At 68.6% G+C, this 24,296-nt stretch carries 17 protein-coding genes and 1 tRNA gene; 12 read left to right on the plus strand and 6 right to left on the minus strand.

What is annotated here, in order from left to right:
• On the plus strand, window positions 1-771 hold the full coding sequence (locus KAK07_RS02450; protein ID WP_210852194.1) for a LytR/AlgR family response regulator transcription factor: 771 nt from the start codon (window positions 1-3) through the stop codon (window positions 769-771).
• Window positions 768-2,009 (plus strand): hypothetical protein, encoded by a 1,242-nt coding sequence (locus tag KAK07_RS02455; RefSeq protein WP_210858788.1) that lies wholly within the window; start codon window positions 768-770, stop codon window positions 2,007-2,009. Before KAK07_RS02450 ends, KAK07_RS02455 begins: the two co-directional genes overlap by 4 nt.
• A 42-nt stretch (window positions 2,010-2,051) precedes the next feature.
• Here the strand turns inward: KAK07_RS02455 and ppc are convergent, their stop codons facing one another.
• Window positions 2,052-4,898 carry a phosphoenolpyruvate carboxylase gene (ppc, locus tag KAK07_RS02460; RefSeq protein WP_210858790.1) on the minus strand — a complete coding sequence of 949 codons (2,847 nt, stop codon included), beginning with the start codon at window positions 4,896-4,898 and terminating at the stop codon, window positions 2,052-2,054.
• Between the two features lie 79 nt (window positions 4,899-4,977).
• Here ppc and hemC point away from each other — a divergent pair, with 79 nt between their 5' ends.
• From hemC to KAK07_RS02485, 5 genes are all read left to right on the plus strand, one after another.
• The gene (hemC, locus tag KAK07_RS02465; RefSeq protein ID WP_210858792.1) at window positions 4,978-5,928 is read left to right on the plus strand and encodes a hydroxymethylbilane synthase; all 951 of its coding nucleotides are present in this window, start codon (window positions 4,978-4,980) and stop codon (window positions 5,926-5,928) included.
• Window positions 5,925-6,731, plus strand: coding sequence for a uroporphyrinogen-III synthase (locus tag KAK07_RS02470; RefSeq protein ID WP_210858796.1), 807 nt, complete (start codon window positions 5,925-5,927; stop codon window positions 6,729-6,731). Before hemC ends, KAK07_RS02470 begins: the two co-directional genes overlap by 4 nt.
• A gap of 106 nt (window positions 6,732-6,837) precedes the next feature.
• Window positions 6,838-7,878: a uroporphyrinogen-III C-methyltransferase gene (locus tag KAK07_RS02475; RefSeq protein WP_310740687.1), complete on the plus strand. Its 1,041-nt coding sequence runs from the start codon at window positions 6,838-6,840 to the stop codon at window positions 7,876-7,878.
• A complete protein-coding gene (locus tag KAK07_RS02480) occupies window positions 7,878-9,125 on the plus strand; it encodes a heme biosynthesis HemY N-terminal domain-containing protein (RefSeq protein ID WP_210858798.1) in 1,248 nt (415 codons plus the stop codon). Before KAK07_RS02475 ends, KAK07_RS02480 begins: the two co-directional genes overlap by 1 nt.
• A 107-nt stretch (window positions 9,126-9,232) precedes the next feature.
• Window positions 9,233-9,309, plus strand: a tRNA-Arg gene (locus KAK07_RS02485).
• Between the two features lie 40 nt (window positions 9,310-9,349).
• Here the strand turns inward: KAK07_RS02485 and KAK07_RS02490 are convergent.
• The 5 genes from KAK07_RS02490 to KAK07_RS02510 all read right to left on the minus strand — a co-directional run bounded on the left by KAK07_RS02490 (window position 9,350) and on the right by KAK07_RS02510 (window position 13,667).
• Window positions 9,350-10,420 carry a tyrosine-type recombinase/integrase gene (locus KAK07_RS02490; RefSeq protein ID WP_210858799.1) on the minus strand — a complete coding sequence of 357 codons (1,071 nt, stop codon included), beginning with the start codon at window positions 10,418-10,420 and terminating at the stop codon, window positions 9,350-9,352.
• Window positions 10,417-10,818 (minus strand): hypothetical protein, encoded by a 402-nt coding sequence (locus tag KAK07_RS02495; protein WP_210858800.1) that lies wholly within the window; start codon window positions 10,816-10,818, stop codon window positions 10,417-10,419. The genes KAK07_RS02490 and KAK07_RS02495 overlap by 4 nt, the downstream gene beginning before the upstream one ends.
• Window positions 10,815-11,957 (minus strand): hypothetical protein, encoded by a 1,143-nt coding sequence (locus tag KAK07_RS02500; RefSeq protein WP_210858802.1) that lies wholly within the window; start codon window positions 11,955-11,957, stop codon window positions 10,815-10,817. The genes KAK07_RS02495 and KAK07_RS02500 overlap by 4 nt, the downstream gene beginning before the upstream one ends.
• A gap of 2 nt (window positions 11,958-11,959) precedes the next feature.
• Entirely contained in the window at window positions 11,960-12,826 is an 867-nt protein-coding gene (locus KAK07_RS02505) for a phage integrase N-terminal domain-containing protein (protein ID WP_210858804.1), read from the minus strand.
• 643 nt (window positions 12,827-13,469) lie between these two features.
• On the minus strand, window positions 13,470-13,667 hold the full coding sequence (locus KAK07_RS02510) for a hypothetical protein (protein ID WP_210858807.1): 198 nt from the start codon (window positions 13,665-13,667) through the stop codon (window positions 13,470-13,472).
• Between the two features lie 552 nt (window positions 13,668-14,219).
• On the opposite strand from KAK07_RS02510, the gene KAK07_RS02515 reads away from it, so the two are divergent.
• The 5 genes from KAK07_RS02515 (at window position 14,220) to KAK07_RS02535 (ending at window position 23,822) form a co-directional block, all read left to right on the plus strand.
• Window positions 14,220-15,773, plus strand: a complete 1,554-nt coding sequence (locus tag KAK07_RS02515) for a class I SAM-dependent DNA methyltransferase (RefSeq protein ID WP_210858809.1) — start codon at window positions 14,220-14,222, stop codon at window positions 15,771-15,773.
• On the plus strand, window positions 15,763-17,082 hold the full coding sequence (locus tag KAK07_RS02520; RefSeq protein ID WP_210858811.1) for a restriction endonuclease subunit S: 1,320 nt from the start codon (window positions 15,763-15,765) through the stop codon (window positions 17,080-17,082). Before KAK07_RS02515 ends, KAK07_RS02520 begins: the two co-directional genes overlap by 11 nt.
• On the plus strand, window positions 17,082-19,118 hold the full coding sequence (locus tag KAK07_RS02525) for an RNA/DNA-binding domain-containing protein (RefSeq protein WP_210858819.1): 2,037 nt from the start codon (window positions 17,082-17,084) through the stop codon (window positions 19,116-19,118). Before KAK07_RS02520 ends, KAK07_RS02525 begins: the two co-directional genes overlap by 1 nt.
• A 325-nt stretch (window positions 19,119-19,443) precedes the next feature.
• Window positions 19,444-20,625 (plus strand): Fic family protein, encoded by a 1,182-nt coding sequence (locus tag KAK07_RS02530; protein ID WP_210858821.1) that lies wholly within the window; start codon window positions 19,444-19,446, stop codon window positions 20,623-20,625.
• Window positions 20,622-23,822, plus strand: coding sequence for a type I restriction endonuclease subunit R (locus KAK07_RS02535; protein ID WP_210858823.1), 3,201 nt, complete (start codon window positions 20,622-20,624; stop codon window positions 23,820-23,822). Before KAK07_RS02530 ends, KAK07_RS02535 begins: the two co-directional genes overlap by 4 nt.
• Window positions 23,823-24,296 lie beyond the last annotated feature (474 nt).

Here is a 24,296-nt window from a genome sequence, read left to right on the forward strand (position 1 = left end):
ATGAACGATGCCCCACTGTCCGTGCTGATCGTCGATGACGAGCCCCTGGCGCGCATGCGCCTGCGCAGCCTGATGGCCGACGCCACCCAGCCCCGGGTGCAGGTGCTGGCCGAGGCCGGCAGCGCTGCCGAGGCGCTGCATGCGCTGGCGCGTCAGCCGGTGGACCTGGTGATGCTGGACATCCACATGCCCGGCCTGGACGGCCTGGGCCTGGCCGAGCGGCTGCGCGCGCAGCAACCAGCGCCGGCCGTGGTCTTCGTCACCGCCCATGCCGAACATGCGCTGCAGGCCTTCGAGCTGGAAGCCACTGACTACCTGACCAAGCCGGTGCGTCGCGAGCGCCTGGCGCAGGCGCTGCAGCGGGTGGCGGCGCGCCAGGGTCGCGTCGCGGTGCCACCGGTGCCGGTCGACGAGCGGCCCACGCTGGTGGTCAGCGACCGTGGCCGGGTGCTGCGCATCCCGCTGACCGACCTGGTGTATCTGCGCGCCGAGATGAAGTACGTCACCCTGCGGACCCGCTCGCACAGCTATGTGCTGGACGATTCGCTGGGCGAGCTGGAGCAGCGCCTGGGTGAGGCGGTGATCCGCATCCACCGCAGCGTGCTGGTGGCACGCCAGGCGGTGCGGGCGCTGGCCCGCCACCCGCTGGACACGGGCGAGGACGCCGGCGACACCTGGGCGGTGCAGGTCGAGCCCACCGGCGAGTGGCTGCCGGTGTCGCGGCGCCAGTTGTCGGCCGTGCGGGACGCGCTGGCCGGCGGGGCGGCGTGAACCCGCGCCTGATCTGGGCCGCGCTGGTGCTGGTGGCCCTGGCGGCGCTGGTATCCCTGGGCTGGCTGCTCGGCGCCGCCCGACCGGCGGGGCCCCATGCGTCCGACGCGGTGGCGGCAGCCGGCTGGACCTTGGCCGACGGCTCGCTGGCCGCGGTGGCGGATCCGCCGGGCGACGAGGCGGTCGCTGCCGCACTGGGCCCGACCGCCGCGCCGCAGCCCGACGCCGCGCTGGGCCCGGACTGCGGCTTCGCGCCCTGGCTGGAGCGACCCGGCACGCTGCCCACGGACGCCGAGAAGGCCCGCATCCACCGCCAGGTCGCTGCCGGCTGGCTGGCAAGCCTGCAGGCCTCGCCCGACATGGCGCTGCAGGCGGTGGGCCGGTGGCTGGGCTCGACCACCTTCAATGTCCACGAGCCGGCGCTGGCCGATTGCCGCGGCGAAGGCTGCCGGCCGGTGCTGCAGCGGCTGGTGCGGCGCGTCGAGCGCCTCTCCGGCCAGCGCGCGCAGGCCGCGCAGAGCCTGCAGACCCAGGCACTGGCCAGCAGCGATCCGCGGGTGCTGGCGCTGGCCGCCGCCAGCTGCCATTTCCAGGCGCCCACCGAGCTGGGGGATTGCCTGGCGGGACCTGCCGCCCGCTGGGTGGCCCTGGAGCCCGACAACGCGGCGGCCTGGCTGCAGCAGGCGCAGGCCGCGCATCTGCAGGGTGACTGGTCGGGCGAGGCCGATGCGATCCACCACGCCAGCCTGGCGACGCGCTACCAGCCGCCCGGCACCTGGGTCGGCGCGCTGCTGGATCGCCAGCTGCCGGCCGACCTGCAGGGCGAGCCCCGGGTGGTGCTGCAGATCGCCGTGGCCGGTGCGGTGGCCACCCTGTCGAATGTCAGCCCGTCGGTGGTGGATCACTGCCGGCAGACGGCTGTCGAGGATCCCAACCGCGCCCAGACCTGCCTGCGGCTGGCCGAGCTGCTGCTGGCGCAGGCCCCGGACCTGATCACGCTGGCCTATGCCGAGGCGCTGGGCCGGCACGCCGGCTGGTCCGAGGAGCGCCAGAACGCCCAGCGCGCGCAGCGCGAGGCGCTGATGGCGGCCCAGCAGCGCGAGGCCCAGGCGGATCTCGGCCAGGACGGTGGCGACAGCGGGCCCTCCTGCCGCCAACTGCTGCGCGGCGGCGCGATGCTGCAGCGTGTGGCCCGGCTCGGTGAGCTGCGGGCGATGCGCGAGCTGGCGCAGCGCTGACTCAGCGCCGCAGCCCCATGGCGGCCGCACGCAGGCCGCGCGCTAGCCGGTGTTGCGCAGACCCGCCGCGATGCCGTTGATCGACAGGTGGATGCCCCGGCGCACGCGCTCGGCATGCGGGTCGGTGTCGCGCTGCTTGCGGTAGCGCCGCATCAGCTCGACCTGCAGGTGGTTCAGCGGGTCGAGGTAGGGGAAGCGGTGCTCGATCGAGCGCGCCAGCGCCGGGTTGCTCTGCAGGCGCGAGGCTTCGCCGGTGATCAGCGCCAGCGCGTCGGCGGTGCGGTCCCACTCGGCCTTGATCGCGGTGAAGATCTTCTTGCCCAGGCGCTTGTCCTCGACCAGTTCCACGTAGCGCGCGGCGATGCGCAGATCGCTCTTGGCCATCACCATGTCCAGGTTGGACAGCAGGGTGCGGAAGAAGGGCCACTGGCGCACCATCTTCTGCAGCAGCTCCAGGCGCTGGTTCCGGCCGGCGTCATGGCCCAGGTAGGCCTCGACCGCCGAGCCGAAACCGCACCAGCCTGGCAGCGCCACGCGGCACTGGCCCCAGGAGAAGCCCCAGGGGATGGCGCGCAGGTCCTCGATCGCGCGCGTGGCCTTGCGCGAGGCCGGGCGTGAGCCGATGTTGAGCTCGGCAATCTCGCGGATGGGGGTGGCGGCGAAGAAGTAGTCGGTGAAACCGGGGGTCTCGTAGACCAGCGCGCGGTAGGCGGCCATGCTGGCCTGGCTGAGCGCCTCGGCGGCCTCCAGGAAGGCCTTGGGCGCGGCCTTGGTGGGGTGCAGCAGCGTGGCTTCCAGCGTGGCGGCCACCAGGGTCTCCAGGTTGCGCCGGCCGATCTCGGGATGGGCGTACTTGGAGGCGATCACCTCGCCCTGCTCGGTCAGGCGGATCTGGCCGTTGACCGTGCCTGGCGGCTGGGCCAGGATGGCCTGGTAGCTCGGGCCGCCGCCACGGCCCACGGTGCCGCCGCGGCCATGGAACAGGCGCAGCCGGATGCCGTGGTCCTCGGCCATGGCGCTGAACTGCTCGACCAGTGCGATCTCGGCGCGGTAGAGCTCCCAGTTGCTGGTGAAGAAGCCGCCGTCCTTGTTGCTGTCGGAGTAGCCCAGCATCACGTCCTGTTCGCCGCCGCTGCGGCGGATCAGCGCCGCCACGCCAGGCAGCGCATAGAACTCGCGCATGATGTCCGGCGCATGGCGCAGGTCGGCGATGGTCTCGAACAGCGGCGAGACGATCAGGTCGGCCACCGCATCGTCCTCGCCCAGCACGCCACGCAGCAGGCCGGTCTCCTTCTGCAGCAGCAGCACCTCGAGCAGGTCGGAGACGGTCTCGGTGTGGCTGATGATGTAGTGGCGGATCGCCTCGGGGCCGAAGCGGGCGCGGCCTTCGGCGGCGGCCTCGAAGATGGCCAGCTCGCCCTGGGCCAGCGCGGAATACTCGGCGGCGCGCACCCGCAGCGGGCGGGCATCGCCCAGCAGGCGCAGCAGCAGGCTGCGGCGCGCCGCCTCGTCCAGCGCGGCATAGTCGGGCTCGATGCGGGCCAGCTTCAGCAGTTCGGCCACCACCAGCTCGTGCTGGTCGGAGCTTTGCCGCAGGTCCACCGTGGCCAGGTGGAAGCCGAAGACCTGCACCGCCCGGATCAGCGGCGCCAGCCGCGGCGCCACCAGCGCCTGGGCGTGGTGGCTGCGCAGCGAATCCTCGATCACCCGCAGATCGGCCAGGAACTCCTCGGCGCTCGCATAGGGATTCTGCGGCGCCACCGCGTGGCGCAGCGCCTCGGTGCCGGTCAGCTCGTGCAGCGTGGCCGCCAGGCGGGCATACATGCCGATCAGCGCACGGCGGTAGGGCTCGTCCTCGCGGTGCGGGTTGCGGTCGGGCGAGCGCTCTGCCAGCGCCTGCATCGCGGGCGTGACCGGCGACAGGATGTTCGAGATCGACAGCTCGGCGCCCAGTGTATGCACCTCGGTCAGGTAGTGGCGCAGCGCGGTCTCGCCCTGGCGGCGCAGCGCCAGGCGCAGGGTGTCGGCGGTGACGTTGGGGTTGCCGTCGCGGTCGCCACCGATCCAGTGGCCCATGCGGAAGAAGCCGGGCACGGCGTGGCCGGGCAGGGCCTGCTCGATCTCGCGGTACATGCGCGGGATCTGGCGCAGGAAGGTGGCGTGGTAGTAGCTGAGCGCGTTCTCGATCTCGTCCGACACGGTCAGCTTGGCGTAGCGCAGCATGCGGGTCTGCCACAGCTGCGTCACGCGGGCGCGGATCAGGTCTTCGTTCTCCTGGCGCTCGGCCTCGGTGCGCAGGCCGTCGCGGCGCTCGATCAGCTGGGCGATGGCGCGCTCGGCGTCCAGGATGGAGGTGCGCTGCACCTCGGTCGGGTGGGCGGTCAGCACCGGCGAGATGTAGGCCTGCTGCAGGGCCTCGGCGATGTCGGCGGCGCGGTGGTCGGCGCGCGCGAGCTTCTCGAAGCAGTGGGCCAGCGAGCCCTCCTGGTGGGTGCCGGCGGCCTCGTGGACCTCGCGGCGGCGCACATGGTGGCGGTCCTCGGCGATGTTGGCCAGGTGCGAGAAGTAGCTGAAGGCGCGGATCACGCTGACCGTCTGGTCGGCCGAGAGGTTCTTCAGCAGGCGATCGAGCACGCGTCCGGCCGAGGCGTCCTTCTTCAGCCGGAAGGCCACCGAGAGCTGGCGCACCCGCTCGATCAGGTCGAAGGCCGCACGACCTTCCTGCTCGCGGATCACATCGCCCAGGATGCGGCCGAGTAACCGGATATCCTCCATCAGCGGCTTGTTCTTGCTGGCGGCGTCGCCATCCTGGCTGCTCTTTACCTGTGCATTCGGCACGGTCTTGGTGCGCTTGGGGCGGCTGGCGGTGCGAGTTTCTGCACGGGGCATGGTGGACTCCTGGGGACGTAACCAAGTTACCAATCGGCAATCGTAGCAGGAGTGGTGCCAGCGCGGATAATCCGCCGACATGAATTCTTCTCAACCCGACACCGTCGTCATCGCCACCCGCGAGAGCCGCCTGGCGCTGTGGCAGGCCGAACATGTGCGCGACCGCCTGGCAGCCGAGCTGTCGCTCAAGGCTGAACTGCTGGGCATGACCACCCGCGGCGACCAGATCCTCGACCGCAGCCTGTCCAAGGTGGGCGGCAAGGGCCTGTTCGTCAAGGAGCTGGAAACCGCGCTGGAAGACGGCCGCGCCCGGCTGGCGGTGCACTCGCTGAAGGACGTGCCGATGGACCTGCCGGATGGCTTCGTGCTGGCGGCCATCCTCGAGCGCGAGGATCCGCGCGACGCTTTCGTCTCCAGCCGCTACGAGAACGTCGATGCGCTGCCCCAGGGCGCCTGCGTGGGCACCTCCAGCCTGCGCCGTGTGGTGCAGCTCAAGGCGATGCGGCCCGATCTGCGCATCGAGCCGCTGCGTGGGAACCTCGACACCCGGCTGCGCAAGCTGGATGAGGGCGGCTACGACGCCATCGTGCTGGCCGCGGCCGGCCTGAAGCGCCTGGGCCTGGGCGCACGCATCCGCGCCGTCTTCGACGAGCAGCGCATGATCCCGGCCGCCGGCCAGGGCGCGCTGGGCCTGGAGGTGCGCGAGGACGACGCCGCGCTGCGCCAGGCGCTGCAGGCCTTCGTGCACACGCCCACCTGGCTGGCCACCCATGCCGAGCGCGCGGTGTCGCGCGCGCTGGGTGGCAGCTGTTCGGTGCCGCTGGCGGCGCACGCGGTGGTGGCCGACGGCCAGATGCAGCTGGAGGTGGCCCTGGGCAACGCCGCCGATCCCACCCAGCCGCTGCTGCGCGCGCGGCTGAGCGGGCCCGTTGCCGACACCGCGGCCGCCGAGGCCCTGGGTCATGCCGCTGCCGCGCAACTGCGTCAGCAGGGCGGCGACACCTACCTGGCCGCCGGCGCGGCCGGATGACGCCCGCGCCTGCCGCGCCGATGCTGCTGGTCACGCGGCCTGAGCCGCAGGCCAGCGACTGGGTGCGGCGGCTGCAGGCGCTGGGTCTGCAGGCCCGGGCGCTGCCCCTGCTGGCCGTGGGGCCGGCGCCCGATCCGGCGCCGCTGCGCGCCGCCCGGGCTGCGCTGGTGCCAGGGGCGCTGGTGATGTTCGTCAGCCCCAATGCGGTGCTGCAGAGCGCCGCCGCCGGCTTCTTCGACGCCGCCTGGCCGGCGGGCGTGCGTGCCGGGGCCACCGGTCCGGGCACGGTGCAGGCGCTGCGTGGGCAGGGCGTGCCGGCCGAGGCCATCGTCGCGCCGGGCGCCGATGCCACGGCCTTCGATTCCGAACACCTGTGGCAGCAGCTCAGGCATGAGGACTGGCGCGGTCGCCCGGTCTGGATCGTGCGGGGAGAGGGCGGCCGCGACTGGTTCGCCGAGACGGCCCGCGCGGCCGGCGCCCAGGTGCAGTGGGTGCAGGGCTATGCGCGCGGCGCGGCGCGCTGGACCCCTGAGCAGCAGCAGTGGCTGAGCGACGCACTGGCCGCGCCCGAAGCGCATTGCTGGCTGTTCAGCAGCAGCGAAGGGCTGGAGCACCTGGCCGCCGCCGCCCCCGGCGCCGACTGGTCGCGCGCGCGCTGCCTGGTGACGCATCCGCGCATCGCCGCTGCGGCGCAGTCGCTGGGCCTGGGTACGGTGGACCTGATCGGCGTGGGCGTCGAGGCGGTGGCGCAGGTCTGGGGCCAAGGGGCGTCGATACAATCGGCGCCCAATGGCGAGCCCTGATCCCCAGCCCTCCGAGACCCCGGCCGAAGCCCCTGTGGCGGCCCCGGTCCTGCCTGCGTCGCCGGTCGCTGCACCTGCAGCGGCCTCGGCACCCGCATCGGCCCCTGTGACCCGTGCCCAGACCGTGCCCTGGCGTGCGCTGGGGCTGGCGGCCGTGGGTGCCGCCAGCGTGGCCGCCGCGGTGCTGGCCTGGAACACCCAGCAGCGCGTGAAACAGCTCGAACAGGAACTGGTGCGCCGCCAGCAAGGCAGCCAGGACCTGGCCACCGAGGCCCGACTGCTCGCCCGCCAGGCCCAGGAGGCGGGCACCGAGATGCAGGGCAAGCTGGGCGTGCTCGAAGCCCGCGTCGCCGAGACCGCGCTGCAGCGCAGCCAGGTCGAGGAGCTGATGCAGTCGATGTCGCGCTCGCGTGACGAGAACGTGCTGGCCGATGTCGAGGCCTCGCTGCGCGTGGCGCTGCAGCAGTCGGCGATCACCGGCAGCGCCGAGCCGTTGGTGGCCGCGCTGCGCCAGGCCGACGAGCGCCTGGCCCGCTACAACCAGCCGCGCATGGAGCGGGTGCGCCGCGCGGTCGTGCGCGATCTCGACCGCGTGCGCGCCGCCCAGGTGGTGGATGTGCCCGCGCTGGCCGTGCGCCTGGACGAGGCGGTGCGCCAGGTCGACGACCTGCCGCTGCTGAGCACGCCGGAGCGCCGTCCGGCGGCTGCGTCGGCCGCTGCGCCGGCCGCCTCGGCGGCGGCCCGTGCGGCGTCGGCGCCGGCGTTGGAGGGGCTGGCCTGGCGCGAGGTCTGGGACCGCTTCAGCGCTGCGGTCTGGCATGAGGCCCGCTCGCTGCTGCGCGTCACCCGCATCGACCGGCCCGAGGCCTCGCTGATGTCCCCCGAGCAGGGCTTCTTCCTGCGCGAGAACCTCAAGCTGCGCCTGCTCAATGCGCGCCTGTCGCTGCTGTCGCGCCAGTTCGATCTGGCCCAGGCCGACCTGACCCAGGCCCAGCAGATGCTGGAGCGCTATTTCGACCGCAGCTCGCGGCGCGTGCAATCCACCAGCGAGCTGGCCCGCCAGGTGGCCCAGCAGGCCCGCCAGGTCAGCCTGCCGCGGCCCGAGGAAACCCTGGCGGCGCTGGCCGCCGCCGTGGCAGGACGCTGATGCGCTCGCTGATCTGGCTGGTGCTGATCTTCACCGTGGCCGTGGTGTCGGCCACCGTGCTGGGCCGCAACGATGCGCTGGTGTCGGTCTTCTACGACCAGTGGCGCCTGGACCTGTCGCTCAACCTGTTCCTGCTGCTGCTGCTGGGCGCGGTGCTGCTGACCTTTGCCGCACTGCAGGCCGCCAGCGGCCTGCTGAGCCTGCCCGGCCGGGCGCGGGAATGGCGCCTGCTCAAGCGCGAGCGCGCTGCCCATGCCGCACTGCGCGAGGCCTGGCGTGAGCTGCTGGCCGCCCGCTACGCGCGCGCCCAGCGTGCCGCCCAGCGTGCGCTGGAGCTGCAGGCCGACGTGCCCGAGCTGAAGGGCGACGTCGGCTTCTCGGTGCTGGCCCAGATGGCCGCCGCCAGCGGGCAGCACCGCCTGCAGGACCGTCGCGGCCGCGATGAACGCGTGCGCCAGGCCCTGACCATGGCCCGCGACCGCAACCTGCCCGGCGCCGCCGCCGACGGTGTGCAACTGCTGGCCGCGGAATGGGCGCTGGACGACCGCGACGCCACCCGCAGCCTGGCCCTGCTGGGCGAGTTGCCGCCCGGCGTGGCGCGCCGCACCCAGGCGCTGCGTCTGCGCCTGCAGGCGGCGCGGATGAAGCGACAGCCGCTGATGGCGCTGCAGACCGCGCGGCTGCTGGCCAAGCACCAGGGCTTCTCGGCCGAAGCGGCGCGTTCGCTGCTGCGCTCGCTGGCCATCGAGGCCCTGGAAACTGGCTACGACCTGCAGCAGCTGCAGCACGTCTGGCAGGCGCTGGACGCCAGCGAGCGCGCCGACGCCTGGGTGCTCGCCCGCGCCGCCCGCCGCGCCTGCGACCTGGGCCACCCGGAGCAGGGCCGCCAGTGGCTGCAGCCCGCCTGGGACCAGATCGCCCGCCTGGAGCCCGACGCCCGCAAGGAGCTGTCGCTGGCCCTGGTGACCTGCGCCGCCGGCGCTGGCACCGATTGGCTCAACTGCGTGGAAACCGCCCTGGCCCGCCACGGCCACGAAGCCCCGCTGGTGGCCGCCGCCGGCGCCGTCTTCGCAGAGCGCCAGCTCTGGGGCAAGGCCCGCCGCCCGCTGGAGCAGACCGCCGCCGCCGACGAACTGCCCGCCCGCGTTCGCCGCGACGCGCTGCGCCGCCTGGCCCAGCTCGCCAGGGAACAGGACGACGAGGCCACCGCCGCCCGCCACGAGCAGCGCGCCGCCGGACTCGATTGACCGCGAAACGCCAGGCCCGCTTGTGCAGCGCGCCAAAAGCCTGCTATACTGCTAGCTTCTGCAGACAGCGAGCGGCTCTTACCTAGTAGCCATGCACTGCCTGCAATGCGGCTGTAGCTCAGTTGGATAGAGTACTTGGCTACGAACCAAGGGGTCGTGGGTTCGAATCCTGCCAGCCGCGCCAGAATTTGCGTTCTAGATCAACGGGTTAGATGCTTCGGCGTCTAACCCGTTTGTCTTTGGGCTGGGGACTTTTCGGGGACTTTTCCCCCACGCCCCTCGCGTTGTCGCTCCTCATGCTCGCGCCGCAGCGTGGCCAGGCTCTTGTTCCAGCGTCCGCTGTCCTCGCGGATCTTCTCCAGCGCGGCATGCAGCTCCACGATCTGCGCCACGCTGTAGTGCTGGGTCATCGAGCGCGTGCTGTGCCACAGCAGATCGGCCACCGTGCTTTCCGGCACGCCGCACTCCCGCAGCCGCATGCCCACGGTGTGCCGCAGGTCATGCACATGCAGGTCTCCCAGGCCCGCCTCCCTGCGGGCCCGCTGCCAGGCGGTGTTGCTCATCATCTGCACCGGTCGGTAGGGCATCTGCGCCGGCAGCGCCAGGTTCTTCACCCGCTCGCGCCGGTACACGAAGACGTAGTCCTCGTGCATGCCCCGCACCGACTCGATCACCTGCTGCGCCACGCTGTTGCACACCACCACCCGCGGTCGACGCCGGCCTTTCACATGCTCGCGGGGGACCTCGAACAAGGAAATGCCCAGCTCCGGCACCTGGATCTCCCAGGCCCAGCGCAGGTTGCAGACCACGTCGTCACGCACACCGGTGTTCAGCACGAACAAGGCCATGCGCGCCAGGTGCGCTGGCAGGCGGGGCATCAGCTCGCGCTGCTCGCTCCAGGTGATCGGTCGGGGCTCGCGCTGATGGCCTACCAGCGGCAGCATCGTGATGGCCGGCGCATGCGTCAGCCAGGTGTTGCCGTTCTCGTCGCGCCAGTGGCGCGCCGCCAGGTTAAGGATGCGACGCACCACGCCCAGGCTGAGGTTGACCGTCTTGTGCGAGCGGCCCTGGGCCAGCCGGCGCCTGATGAAAGGTGCCAGCGTGCCGTCGTGCACCTGGTGCAGGCCCAGGTGACCGATGTCGGGCATGACCGCGTCCAGCAAATGCGACTCCGTGACGATGGTGGGTTTGCTCTGGTAGGTCAGCAGGTAGTGGGTGGCCGCCTCGTCAAAGCGACGCACCGCCCGCTCACCGTCGACCAGCACGGCACGCAGCCGCTCGGTCTGCCGGATCAACCAGTCCTGCGCTTGCGAATGCGTGCTGAAACGCTCGCGTAGTCGGTGTCCCCGGTACTGCTTGTCGACCTGCCAATAGCCGGCGGCGTCTTGGTAGAGTCCTCTTTGGCCCATGGATGTGCTCCTTTCTCCAGGCTGGGCCACTCATTCCTGGGGCCATTCTGCCTCTGCGAGTCTGCGGGTGTCGACGGGCTGGCCGGGCCACAGCGCTCAGCGGATTCCTGCAGCAGGGCATCGAACAGGGCATCGAGCTGGTGCCTGTCGAAGATCAGGCAGGCGCCCTGGCGCATCGGTGTCAGCCGCGGGCGCCAGTGGGTGTCGAAGGTCTTGCGCTTGACGCCGGCGTACTCGATGGCGGCCAGGTAGCTCAGGCCGCGTGGCAGGGTGGGCCGGCTCATGGCTGCACGGGCACGTCACCGTGCAGGTCGCGCCAGCCCTTCATCACCGCCACCGCCTCCAGCGCCACGGGCATCTGCCGAGCCAACACGGCTTCGCGGGCCAGCCTGGCGCGCGGCGGCCAGGCGGCTGCGGCGGCGCGTTCGGCCCAGGCCAGCAGCTCGGCCTCACCGGCCAGGGCCAGGCGCCGCTGCCACTGTGCGCGTGCTTGGGCTTCGGCCTGTGCGTCCGGCGTATCGCCGGGCTGTGTTGCGGCCGGTGCCTGCTGCTGGCGGTGCTGCGCCTGCCTGCGCAAGGCCATGCGCAGCCCACCGCTGGGCTGGAAGGATCCGCCCTGCACGGCCGCCACCAAGCGACCGAGCCAGGCCACGGTGTCGCCGATCGGGGCCACCTGCCCCAGTGCAGCGCGTTCCATGCGGTCCGAGAACTCGTCTGCCACCCGCTGCTGGTCGTCGGCCGACAACTCGGCCACGCAGTGCTGCAGCGTCGCGCGGTAGGGCTCGGCGGCGGTGGTGAGCGCCAGCGTCTTGGCCTCACCGCTGGTGTCGACAAGCGCATCAAAACCCGCATCGTTCGCTGCGCCAGGAGAGTCGTCTCTCACCACCACCTCCACCTGGGGTGTGGTGGTCTTGAGAGATCTCTTGAAAGACATCTCTGTACAGTGGTCGGCGTCCAGGCCACCCGCCGGTGGGGGGCTGTGCTGCTGATCCACCAAGACACCCATCGTCAGTCGATCGGTGGCGCTGCCACCGGTGGGACGGCTGCTCTTCGCTGCGGCCAGCACCGCCTGCAGCCGTTCATGGTCGATAGCGAAGAAGTTGGTGCGATCGCAGTGCTGCTTGCGGTGTTGCTCCACCAGCAGCACGCCGCATTCGCGCAGCTGGCGGATCACCCGCTTGTGTGGGTCGATCGACAGCCCGATCGGCACGCGCTGCAGCAGGTCGCGCTGGTTCCAATAGACCCAGTAGCGGCCATCGATCAGGCAGTCGGCATGGCGCTGGGGGTCCTGCGCCTTTAGCCCGGCAAAGTAGTGCAGCTGCTGCAGAAATATGGCCGAGGCCGGGTCCAGGTAGCGCGCTACCGACGGCGACACAGCGATCAGCGGCTCGCCAGACAGCAGTGGGGTGTTGAGGCGTTCCATGCTCAGCGCCCCAGGTAGATGGCCACGATCTGCTCGCGCGCATGGCCCAGCTCGAGCGAGATCTCCAGCCGCGCCCGCGCGTCGACCGATCGCTGCTCGCCACTGAGCTCGCGCCGTGTGGGCCCGCCAGCAGCCGGTGCCTTCCAGCCGGTCTTCGCCTCGTAGCGTTCCTGCGCGTACCGGTGCCGCAGCCCATGCACGCCGTTGATGCCGGCCCTTTGGCACTGCGCGCGGAAGCTGGCCAGGTGCTCGCGGTAGGTCAGGCCTTCAGGGATCAGACTGCCCTTTCCGGCCAGGTCCTTGGCCTGCTCCAGCACCTGCCGCTGCGCCTCGTTGACGATCGGCACCTCGCGTGGCCGACCGCCCTTGGTCCAGGAGCCCTGCAGCCTCAAGACGTTGCCGCCATCGGCCAGGTCCGGCCGGATCTTCAAGGACTCTTCACGCCGCAGCCCAAAGGCCGCCTGCAGCGCCAGCGACGCCAGCAAATGGGCCGAGCTCACGCGCTCCAGCTGCGCCTCGGTCAGCGACTTGGCCTTGTCCTCGTTGGTCACATAGCTGCGTCGCTCCACGCCCAGGGTGGCGTTGTCGCGTGCCACCACATTGGCCTTGCCGATCTTCTCCGCCCACCATCGCACCGCGGCCAGGCGGTTCTTGATGGTCGCGGCAGAGATGCCGGACTCGGTCCAATGGCTCACCAGCGCGGCCACATGCTTTTCGCGCAGGTTGTCGGCGTGCAGGTCGCGGTAGCCCAGCGCATCCAGTTGGTGGGCGATCAGGCTCAGCATGCGCTCGCGGTTCGCCTGCGTGGCATGGCTGCCATCGCGGTTGCGTGCCGACAGCTGGCGCAGCTGAAAGTTCAGGTTCTTCATCGCTTGCGTCCTCTCTGAACAGTCGAATTCCGGGGGGCGGTGTGTCTGTTGGGGTCAGTGTTTCTGGTCGTCCTGGCAGGCGTGCCTGACCCGGACCTCTGCCGCAGCAGAGCAAGGACCTCCGGACACCACTCCGGTGGGGTACTGTTGAGACGTGGTGGTCGCCGCCGCAGTACGCACGGCATTGGCGGGCATGCGCCTTGGTGTGCAGCCCTGGTGGGGCCGACCCTTGAGACGCGCATGCCAACCCCTGGAACGCGGGGTCAGCGGCCGTGCGGGCGCACGGCAAGACAGGCCTTGCGCCTGTCAGTTCAGAGATCAGCGAGCGAGCAGCTCTTCGTGGTGGACCAGTCTGCGCGGCATTGCGCCACCGGTCCAACTTGTCACGCAGTGGCGTCACGCAGCAGCCCAGACTGCCGCAGGGCGCGGAGAGGTCCAGCTGGCGCGGGGGTGGCGGCGGCGTCACTGGCAACGCCAGTGACGCCCCGCGAGCTGCGGCAGCCACCCGCGGTGGGCGCTGCCGTGTTCAGAAGGCCGCTTGCATCAGCGGCGACTGCGCCAGTCTGACCAGACCACCCACAGGGGTCCGGCCATCAGCGCCAGGAATGAGACATAGGCTGCGGCAATCAACCGCCAGGTGCTGTCATCCATGCTGCAGCTCCTTGCGAAGTTGCGCAGCCACGTTGCTGGCCACCAGCCACAGCGGCAGGTACCAGATCATCAGCCAGCCGTCCTGGCGTTGCCAGGACAGGGCCACAAAGGCGAGCGCGTACAACAGCGCAACGCGATGGACCACACCAGCAAGAAAGTCGCGCTGGCGCAGATTGAGATGGATTGACATCATCTGCTGATCTCCTAGGGAATGGAGGAGACGCAGCAGAACCCGCAGAGCAGGGGATGCTGGCATCCCCTGGGGGTGTGGAAGAGAAGAAAACCCCAGAACCAACGCCCATCTCGGGCCGTCGGTCCCACCGCTCTTTCGGGGGCCTATCGGTGTTTCGCTGTTCGCCAAGGGCGAAGCTGATTGCGCGCTCAGATGATAGAAAACTCGGCGCAGCAACGCAAGCGATCGGGCAGCGAAGTTCACCGCCAACATGCCGGGTGTTGCCCACCGCGCCGGCCGGCCGGTACGTCGCAGGCGCCGACCGGCCGGCGCCGTGGACAACGGCAGTGGCCCGACTGTTCTGAACTCATGCCCACGCCCGCCAGAGAGGCAGAGGCCCTCGCAGCCCTTCTCGTGCCCTTTCGCGGCCCTGTGCTTCGCGGCGCGGGTGCAACTGTCCAATCGCGGGTGGACACTTCGACAAGGCCACCGCCGCGCGGGCGGCACCGCCGCCCATTGCTAGACTGAGCCGCCTGCATACCGACGCCGGCCGACCAAGAACAAGCCCGAATGATCGACGACCTGAAGAAGACCCTCTGGGCCACCGCCGACAAGCTGCGCGCCAACATGGACGCGGCCGAGTACAAGCACCTGGTGCTGGGCCTGATCTTCCTGAAGTACATCTCCGACACCTTCCAGGCCCGTCGCGCCGAGCTGACGCTGCGCTTTGCCGACCCGGCCGACGAGTACCACCTGGACGGTGCCGCGCCCGAAGACATCGCCGCCGAACTGGAAGACCGCGACTACTACCGCGAGGCCAACGTCTTCTGGGTGCCTGAGGCAGCGCGCTGGGAGGCCATCCGCGCCGCAGCCAAGCAGACCGACATCGGCAAGCGCATTGACGACGCGTTGAGCCTGATCGAGGCCGAGAACCCCAAGCTCAAGGGCATCCTCGACAAGCGCTTCGCCCGCGCGCAATTGCCCGACGGCAAGCTGGGCGAGCTGGTGGACCTGATCTCCACCATCGGCTTCGGCGAGAGCGCGGCCACCGCGCGCGATGTGCTGGGCCAGGTCTACGAATACTTCCTGGGCATGTTCGCCAGCGCGGAGGGCAAGCGCGGCGGCCAGTTCTACACACCGCGCAGCATCGTCAAGACGCTGGTGGCCGTGCTGGCCCCGCACCACGGCAAGGTGTACGACCCCTGCTGCGGCAGCGGCGGCATGTTCGTGCAGAGCGAGGAGTTCATCCTCAGCCATGGTGGCCGGCTGGGCGACGTGGCCATCTTCGGCCAGGAGGCCAACCCCACCACCTGGCGCCTGGCCGCGATGAACCTGGCCATCCGCGGCATCGACTTCAACCTCGGCCGCGAGCCGGCCGACACCTTTACCAAGAACCAGTTCCCCGACCTGCGCGCCGACTTCATCCTGGCCAACCCGCCGTTCAACATCAGCGACTGGTGGCATGCCAGCCTGTCGGGCGATGCGCGCTGGGAGTACGGCGACCCGCCGCAGGGCAACGCCAACTACGCCTGGCTGCAGCACATGCTGTGGCACCTGAAGCCCGGCGGCCGCGCCGGCATCGTGCTGGCCAACGGCAGCATGAGCAGCAGCCAGAACAACGAAGGCCAGATCCGCGCGTCGATGGTCGACGCCGATGTGGTGGAGGTGATGATCGCGCTGCCGGGGCAGCTGTTCTTCAACACGCAGATCCCGGCCTGCCTGTGGTTCCTGGTGAAGGACAAGCGGCAGCGCCGCGGCGAGGTGCTGTTCATCGATGCCCGCAAGCTGGCGACGATGATCAGCCGGGTGCAGTGCGAGTTGAAGGACGAGGTGATTGAGCGCATCGCCGGCACCGTGGCGGCGTGGCGCGGTGATGTGGGCGCAGATGAGTACGCTGACACGCCGGGCTACTGCCGCAGCGTCACGTTGGCCGAGATTGCCGAGCATGGGCATGTGCTGACGCCGGGGCGCTACGTGGGCGCTGAAGCCGTCGAGGACGACAGCGAGGGCTTCGAGGCCAAGATGCAGGCGCTGACCGAGAAGCTTGGAGAGCAGATGGCGAAGGGGGCGGAGCTTGATCAGCTAATCCGGCAGAAGCTCGGAGGTCTGGGATATGAGTTCTGATGAACTTGTCGGGCGGTTTTCGATTGGCGACTTGATTAAGGCAGGAGTCATTTCGGCGCACAAGGATGGCAACTTTGGATCGCTCTACCCAAGGATCGAAGACTTTTCGGACGAAGGTATTCCCCTGCTGACGGCAAAGGTTGTCAATGGTGGCCGAATTGACTTCGGTGCGGCGCAAAAGCTTAAGAGGGAAAAGGCCGCTCGCTTGCCCTACGGATTCATTCAAGCCGGTGATGTTTTGCTCTCTCACAACGCTACTGTTGGCAGAGTTGCAGTCGTGCCTGAGTTCAATGGTCAAGCACTGATTGGTACGTCGCTGACGTATTTCAGGCTAGACCCATCACGACTGCTCCCCCGCTACCTGGCGGGCTTCTTTGAGAGCCGCGATTTCCAGAATCAGTTAGCAGGCGTGATGGGGCTTTCGACAAGGAATCAAGTTCCAATCACGGCGCAGCGTCTTCTGGAAGTCGAGGTTCCTCCGCTGAGGGTTCAACAGCTCATTTCGGAGTTCGTTGGCGCACTCGACGACCGAATCGCCCTCCTGCGCGACACCAACGCCACCCTCGAAGCCATCGCGCAGGCGCTGTTCAAGTCGTGGTTCGTCGACTTCGATCCCGTTCGCGCCAAGAGCCAAGGCCTCGCCCCGGCCGGCATGGACGAAGCCACGGCGGCCCTGTTTCCGGACGGGTTCGACGAGACACGCCGTGGTCCCGCTCCGCGGGGCTGGAGGGAGGCATCGATCTACGAAGTCGCGCAGGTCGTTTATGGCGCGCCGTTCGCATCGAGCCGCTTCAACAGCGACGGCATCGGCCGTCCGCTCGTTCGCATTCGCGATCTGCGTGATGAGGCACCGGGCGTGCACACGGACGAATTGCATCCGAAGGGCTACCTCCTCACACCCGGCGATATCGTGGTTGGCATGGACGGTGAGTTCCGGGCCTACCTCTGGGGTGGCGAGCAGGCTTGGCTGAATCAGCGGGTCTGCGTCTTTCGGCCGAAGGGGGGCGTCCCGGCCGCATTCGTTCGCGCGACCATCGAGCCGCAACTTGCGTACATCGAGGCCACCGAAACCGCGACCACGGTAATTCACCTCGGCAAGGGGGACATTGACCGCTTCGTCGCACTGGTGCCGCCTGGCGACGTGCTCGTCGCTTTCGGAGCGGTCGCCGATCCGCTCTATGCGCGAATCGTTGCCAACAAGCAGGCGTGCCGGTCGCTCGCTGCCATTCGAGACACGCTGCTTCCCCGCCTGATCTCCGGCCAGCTCCGCCTGCCCGAAGCCGAGGCCATTGCGAAGGCTGCCCTTTGATGCTGGACCTGCATACGCTCGACGACTTCTCGTTGCTGCGCGAAACGGTGGACCTAGAGTGCAAGCTCGCTCAGGGTGCATCGGGCGACGGCGAGGTGCCGAAGGACTTCTGGCCCACCTACTCAGCCATGGCCAACACGCAGGGTGGGGTGGTGTTGCTGGGGGTGCGAGAACACCAGGGGCAATTCAGTGCGTTGGGCCTTCGCAACCCGTCCAAGGTTCGGGCGGAACTGTTCAACAACCTCAACAACTCGGCCAAGGTCAGCGCCAACCTCCTGGATGACAGCCACGTGCGCGAGCACCTCGTAGATGGTCGAGTCATCTTGGCTGTACATGTGCCTGCGGCTGGACGAAAGCAGCGGCCGGTGTTTCTGCATGGCCAGCCCCTCACGCAGACCTACCGGCGTCTGAACGACGGCGACCGTTTTGTGGACGAGGAATCGGTCAAGCGCATGCTGGCCGAGCAAGTGGAAGACGAGCGGGATGCTCGCGTCATGGCCGGATTCGGGCTGGATGACTTCGATGCGGAGAGCCTTCGCATCTATCGCCAGATGCTCAAGGACGAGCGCCCAGGGCACCCCTACCTAGAGCAAGGCGACCAGGACTTTCTGACCAGCTTGCGTGCATGGCGGCGGGACCGGCAATCCGGTGCCAGCGGGCCGACGCTGGCGGGTTTGCTGATGTTCGGTACATGGGCCGCCATCCAGGAGGCCTGCCCCCACTACTTCCTCGACTACCAGGAGCGCCCGGAGGCCAAGACCGAGCGCCGGTGGGTGGACCGCCTGGTGCCCGATGGCAGTTGGAGCGGCAACCTGTTTGAGTTCTACCGGCGCGTCTATCGCAAGCTGGTGGCCGACTTGAAGGTGCCTTTCGCCGTCAAGGATGGGCAGCGGCAGGATGACACGCCGGTGCACCAGGCCCTGCGCGAAGCCCTGGTGAACACTCTCGTTCATGCCGACTACACGGGTCGGCTGTCAGTGCTGGTCGTCAAGCGGCCGGACATGTTCGGCTTCCGTAATCCCGGTCGGCTGCGTCTGCCGATCGACCAGGTCATCCGCGGTGGCGAGAGCGACTGCCGCAACCGCATCCTTCACCAGATGTTCCTGCTGATCGGGCTTGGGGAACGGGGCGGGTCGGGCATGCCGAAGATCTACAGCGGCTGGACCAGTCAGCACTGGCGGCAGCCTCTGCTGAGGGAGAAAGACGAACCGGAGCAGACCCTGCTGGAGTTGCACATGCTCGACCTGCTGCCGGAGGCGGTGGTCGCTCAATTGCGCGCCTCCCTGGGGGAGCGGTTCGACGGCGCCAGCGCGCTGGAGCGCATGATCCTGGCGACAGCAGCCATCGAGGGTGTGGTGAACCATCCGCGCATGGCTGCCATCTGCGGAGAGCATCCACACGACCTGAGCTTGGCCTTGGCGCGTCTGGAGCGGGACGGGCTGCTGAAGTCGCAAGGTCAGTACCGTTCCAAGGTCTACCACCTGCCCGGCGCCGCGCCGATTTCACCGGAGCAGGTGTTTACCCTTGAGGCGGGCTCCGTATCTATCGACGTCAGCTCCGGAGGTAGCGATCCCAGCTCCGTACATAGCGGCGCGAGCTCCGGACATAAGGATGGTCGCTCCGGATCTTTGGAGGCTGCTGTGGACGGCACGGTGGGCCTCTCTGACACGAATTCGCGTAGAGACGGGGATGGCTGCCTGGTGTCGCCCCATCTGGACGCGCCGATCGTCGATGACCTCTCGGCATTGTCACGGGGTTTTCGCGACGAACTGGAAGCCCGTGCCAGTTTGCCTCGGCAAAAGAAGCGGCTGAGGGATCCGGTAGCCATGGGGCAGGTCATCCTGGCGGTGTGCCAGGGCCGCTACGTCCGCCTCAACGTCCTGGCCGAACTTTTGAATCGCCATCCAGATTACCTCCGGCGAAACCATCTGGACGAACTCGTCAAGACACAGCGCATTCGGCGGGCCTTCCCAGCCACGCCAACCCATGAGATGCAGTCTTACCGAACAGAAGAGCCGGGTCAGGCTGAACCTTAGGCAGGTAATGGAGCCTACCTAGCAGACCACTTAGCAGTCCTGCCTGGCGCCTACCTTCTTCCTGAAATCTCTTTGAAATCAAAGGCTTGGCGCTTAGCTTGTTAAGCGCACTTGCTAAGTGCCCAGGACGCCTGCAGACCAGTAAGCGAAAAGCCCCGGCGAACCCACCGAGGCTGTAGCGCCAACCAGGAACCCCCGATCCACTTGGCCCGAGAGTGTACAGGTGCTGGCACCGCGGGCTTCCGCAAGTCAGCTTTCGCAGTCTTCCCATAAATTAAAGAACGCTTTACTATGACTGCCGGCTGCTCAAGCCAGCTTTCATACGATGCGCACCACCGGCACCACCATCACCACCACCACGCTGGGCGAGGCGGTGCAGGCCTTCGTGCCCCATGCGCTGCCGCCCACCGATCCGCCACTGGCGCCGGAGAGCTACACCGCCGCCAACCACCGCGCCGAGATGGCCTTGGCCCGCCTGGCGGGCGTGGCCGGCCTGGTGCCCTCGGTCGACTGGCTGCTATACAGTGCCATCCGCAAGGAGGCGCTGCTCACCTCGCAGATCGAGGGCACCCAGGCCACGCTGACCGATTTGTTCGACGACGAGGCTGGCCAGGTGCTGGCCAACACGGCCGATGTCGAGGAGGTGACCAACTACCTGCGCGCCTTCCGGCTGGTGCGCGACAACCTGCGCAGCCAGTCCGGCCTGCCGATCTCGGTGCGGCTGCTGTGCGATGCCCACCGGCTGCTCCTGGACGGCGCACGCGGCGCCGGCAAGCAGCCGGGCGAGCTGCGGCGCTCACAGAACTGGATTGGCGGCTCGCGGCCGGGCCGTGCCACCTTCGTGCCGCCACCGCCTGACCGGGTGCCTGCACTGCTGGCCGACCTGGAGCGCTTCATCCATGACCCGGCGCCTGCGCCGACGCCGCTGCCGCCGCTGGTGCGGGTGGCCATGGTGCATGTGCAGTTCGAGACCATCCACCCCTTCCTGGACGGCAACGGGCGCATCGGCCGGCTGCTGATTGCCGCCATGCTGGAGCAGTGGGGCCTGCTGCCCGAGCCGCTGGTCTACCTGAGCGGCTACCTCAAGCAGCACCAGGCGGAGTACTACCGGCGGCTGTCGGCCGTTCGCAGTACCGACAAGGAAGGGGGTGACTGGGAAGGGTGGGTTGCTTTCTTCCTTGATGGCGTGGAGGCCGCGGCCACCGACGCCGAGCGCGGCATCGTCGCGATGGCCAGCCTGATCAACGCCGACCGCAAACGCCTGTTGGCCGCGCCCCGCGTGGGCGCCGTGGCGCTGCGCCTGTTCGAGCTGCTGCCGCTGATGCCGCGCTTCACCATCGAACAGGTGCGCCAGAAGCTGGACACGACCTTTCCCACCGCCACGGCCGCGGTGAAGCTGCTGCACGACTTGGGGATACTCACTGAGCTGACGGGTCAGAAGAAGAACCGCCTGTTCAGCTACGCTGCTTACGTCGAACTGCTCAGCGAAGGGACCTGGCGCCCATGACGGAGGACCAGCTCGAACAGGAGTGCCTGGCATGGCTGGCCGACGTGGGCTGGCAGCACCGCCATGGGCCGGACATCGCGCCCGATGGCGACACGCCCGAGCGCGACAACTACCGCCAGGTGATTCTGCTGGGGCGCTTGCGCTCCGCGGTGGCCGCGCTGAACCCGACCGTGCCCGCAGCGGCCCGTGAGGACGCCATCAGCCAGGTGCTGGACCTGGGCACGCCGGTGCTGCTGGCCGCCAACCGCCACTTCCACCGGCTGCTGGTGGGCGGCGTGCCGGTGCAATACCAGCAGGACGGTGAGACGCGCGGCGACTTTGTGCGCCTGGTGGATTGGGCCAACCCGCCGCGCAACGAGTGGCTGGCCGTCAACCAGTTTTCGGTGACCGGGCCGCACCACACGCGCCGGCCCGACATCGTGCTCTTCGTCAACGGCCTGCCGCTGGTGCTGATCGAGCTGAAGAACCCGGCGGACCTGAACGCCGACGTGTGGAAGGCTTTCCACCAGATCCAGACCTACAAGGCGCAGATCCCGGACATCTTCCAGACCAACGAGGTGCTGGTGGTGTCCGATGGCAGCGAGGCGCTGCTGGGCTCGCTCTCGGCCGACAGCGAGCGATACATGGCCTGGCGAACGATCGATGGCGTCACCCTCGATCCGCTGGGCAAGTTCCATGAGCTGCAGACACTGGTGCGCGGCGTGCTGGCGCCGGCCTACCTGCTCGACTATCTGCGCTACTTCGTGCTCTTCGAAGACGATGGCCAACTCGTCAAGAAGATCGCCGGCTACCACCAGTTCCATGCGGTGCGGGCTGCCATTGCGCAGGTGGTGATGGCCTCGCGTCCGGGCAGTGACGCGCGGCTGCGCGGCAAGGGCGGCGTGGTCTGGCACACCCAGGGCAGCGGCAAGAGCATCACGATGACCTGCTTCGCTGCGCGCGTGATGCAGGAGCCGGCGATGGAGAACCCGACCATCGTCGTCATCACCGACCGCAACGACCTGGACGGGCAACTCTTCGGTGTCTTCAGCCTGGCGCAGGACCTGCTGCGCGAGCAGCCGGTGCAGGCCAACACGCGGCAGGAGCTGCGCGCACTGCTGGGCAACCGCCCGAGCGGCGGCATCGTGTTCGCCACCATCCAGAAGTTCATGCCGGGCGAAGACGAGGACACGTTCCCGCTGCTCTCCAACCGCCACAACATCGTCGTGATGGCCGACGAGGCGCACCGAACGCAGTACGGCTTTGAGGCGAAGCTGAAGACGCCGAAGTCGGCGCCCAAGGCACCGAGCGCGCTGACCACCGGCGATGGCGAGCCACCCGAGCACCGGGCCGAGTTCGCGCCGAGCGCGAAGTACCAGGTGGGCTATGCGCAGCACCTGCGCGACGCGCTGCCCAACGCCACCTTCGTCGCCTTCACCGGCACGCCGGTGTCGGGCGAGGACCGCGACACGCGCGCGGTGTTCGGCGACTACATCAGCGTCTACGACATGCAGCAGGCCAAGGAAGATGGCGCCACCGTGGCCATCTACTACGAGAGCCGGCTGGCCAAGCTGGGCCTCAAGGCCGACGAGATGGCCACCATCGACGACGAGGTGGACGAACTGGCCGAGGACGAGGAAGAAAGCCAGCAGGCCAGGCTCAAGAGCCGCTGGGCGGCGCTGGAGAAGGTGGTGGGCGCCGCGCCGCGCATCGCCCAGGTAGCGGCCGACCTGGTGGCGCACTTCGAGGAGCGCAACAAGGCCAATCCTTTGGGAACATCCGCCGGCAAGGCCATGGTGGTGGCCATGAGCCGCGAGATCTGCGTGCACCTCTACGACGAGATCACCCGGCTGCGGCCCGACTGGCACAGCCCCGACCCCGAGCAAGGCGCCATCAAGATCGTGATGACCGGCTCAGCCAGCGACAAGGCGCTGCTGCGGCCCCACATCTACAGCGCTCAGGTGAAGAAGCGGCTGGAAAAGCGCTTCAAGAACCCGACCGACCCGCTGCGCCTGGTGATCGTGCGCGACATGTGGCTCACCGGGTTTGATGCACCCTGCGTGCACACGCTCTACGTCGACAAGCCGATGAAGGGCCACAACCTGATGCAGGCCATCGCGCGCGTGAACCGCGTGTTCAAGGACAAGCAGGGCGGCCTGGTGGTGGACTACATCGGCATCGCCAACGAGCTGAAGTCGGCGCTCAAGGAATACACCGCAGCGCAGGGCCGCGGCCGGCCGACGGTGGACGCGCACGAGGCCTACAGCGTGCTGGCCGAGAAGCTGGACGCGCTGCGCGGCATGCTGGCCGGTACAAACGGTCATGGGTTCGACTACAGCGACTTCCTCACCGGCGGCCACAAGACCTTGGCGGGAGCGGCGAACTACGTCTTGGGCCTGAAGGACGGCAAGAAGCGCTTCGCCGACCTGGCGCTGGCGATGAGCAAGGCCTTCACGCTGTGCTGCACGCTGGATGAGGCCAAGGCCGTGCGCGAGGAGGTTGCCTTCTTCCAGGCCGTGAAGGTGATCCTGACCAAGCGCGAGATCAGCGCCAAGAAGAAGTCGGACGAGGAGCGCGAACTGGCGATCCGGCAGATCATCAGCTCGGCCGTGGTGTCCGAGGAAGTGGTCGACATCTTCGACGCCGTGGGCCTGGACAAACCCAACATCGGCATCCTGGACGACGCCTTCCTGGCCGAGGTACGCAACCTGCCCGAGCGCAATCTGGCCGTGGAGTTGCTGGAGCGCCTGCTCGAAGGCGAAATCAAGTCACGCTTTGCCAGCAACGTGGTGCAGAGCCGCAAGTTTTCCGACATGCTGGCCAACGTGGTGCAGCGCTACCAGAACCGATCCATCGAGGCCGCGCAGGTGATGGAAGAGCTGGTGGAGATGGCCAAGAAGTTCCGCGAGGCCGCATGCCGCGGCGAGCAACTGGGCCTGAACGAGGACGAGGTGCGCTTCTACGATGCGCTGGCCAATAACGAATCGGCGGTGCGCGAGCTGACCGACGAGACGCTGAAGAAGATCGCCCACGAACTGGCCGAGAGCCTGCGCAAGAACCTGACCGTCGACTGGTCGGCCCGCGAAAGCGTGCAGGCCAAGCTGCGGCTGATGGTCAAGCGCATTCTGCGCAAGTACAAGTACCCGCCGGACCAGCAGGAGGCGGCGGTGGAGTTAGTGTTGCAGCAGGCGAAGGCGCTGGGGGAGGCGTGGTCCTGATAGGGGCGCGTACGCGGCGGCCGGCCAGTACGCGATAAACGCCGACTGGCTTGGGCCTTGGAAAAACGTGCTGTGCTGAGGTTCGCGCGTGGGGTGCTCACACCGAAAAAGCGGCTACAGATTTTGCGCGTTATCTGTAGCCTATCCCAGCCGATGCAGGTACTGCTCGTTAACATCTTGGGGCCTGGCATTCACGGTGTCTTCGGCGCCCCGACGACCATCGCGCCCCGCTCTCCATCCCCGAGGCCCGCGGCTCATTGGTGCTGCTAGCTTCTTCAACTCTGGTCTTGCCGTAGATGATCTCGATCACCATGGCCCGGACTTCTTAGTTGGCGAAGCACCCGCCGGTGCGACACATGGCCGACCCGCCACTGAAGGGCATGGTTAGCCAAGCTTGCCTTCTTGGTCCTATGCCTTGCCGGCCGTTGATCCCGACCCACGGGCTCCTTGTGCACTGCGCCCTATGCCTGGGTA

The organism is Ideonella alba (assembly GCF_018069875.1).
Taxonomy (GTDB): domain Bacteria; phylum Pseudomonadota; class Gammaproteobacteria; order Burkholderiales; family Burkholderiaceae_C; genus Ideonella; species Ideonella alba.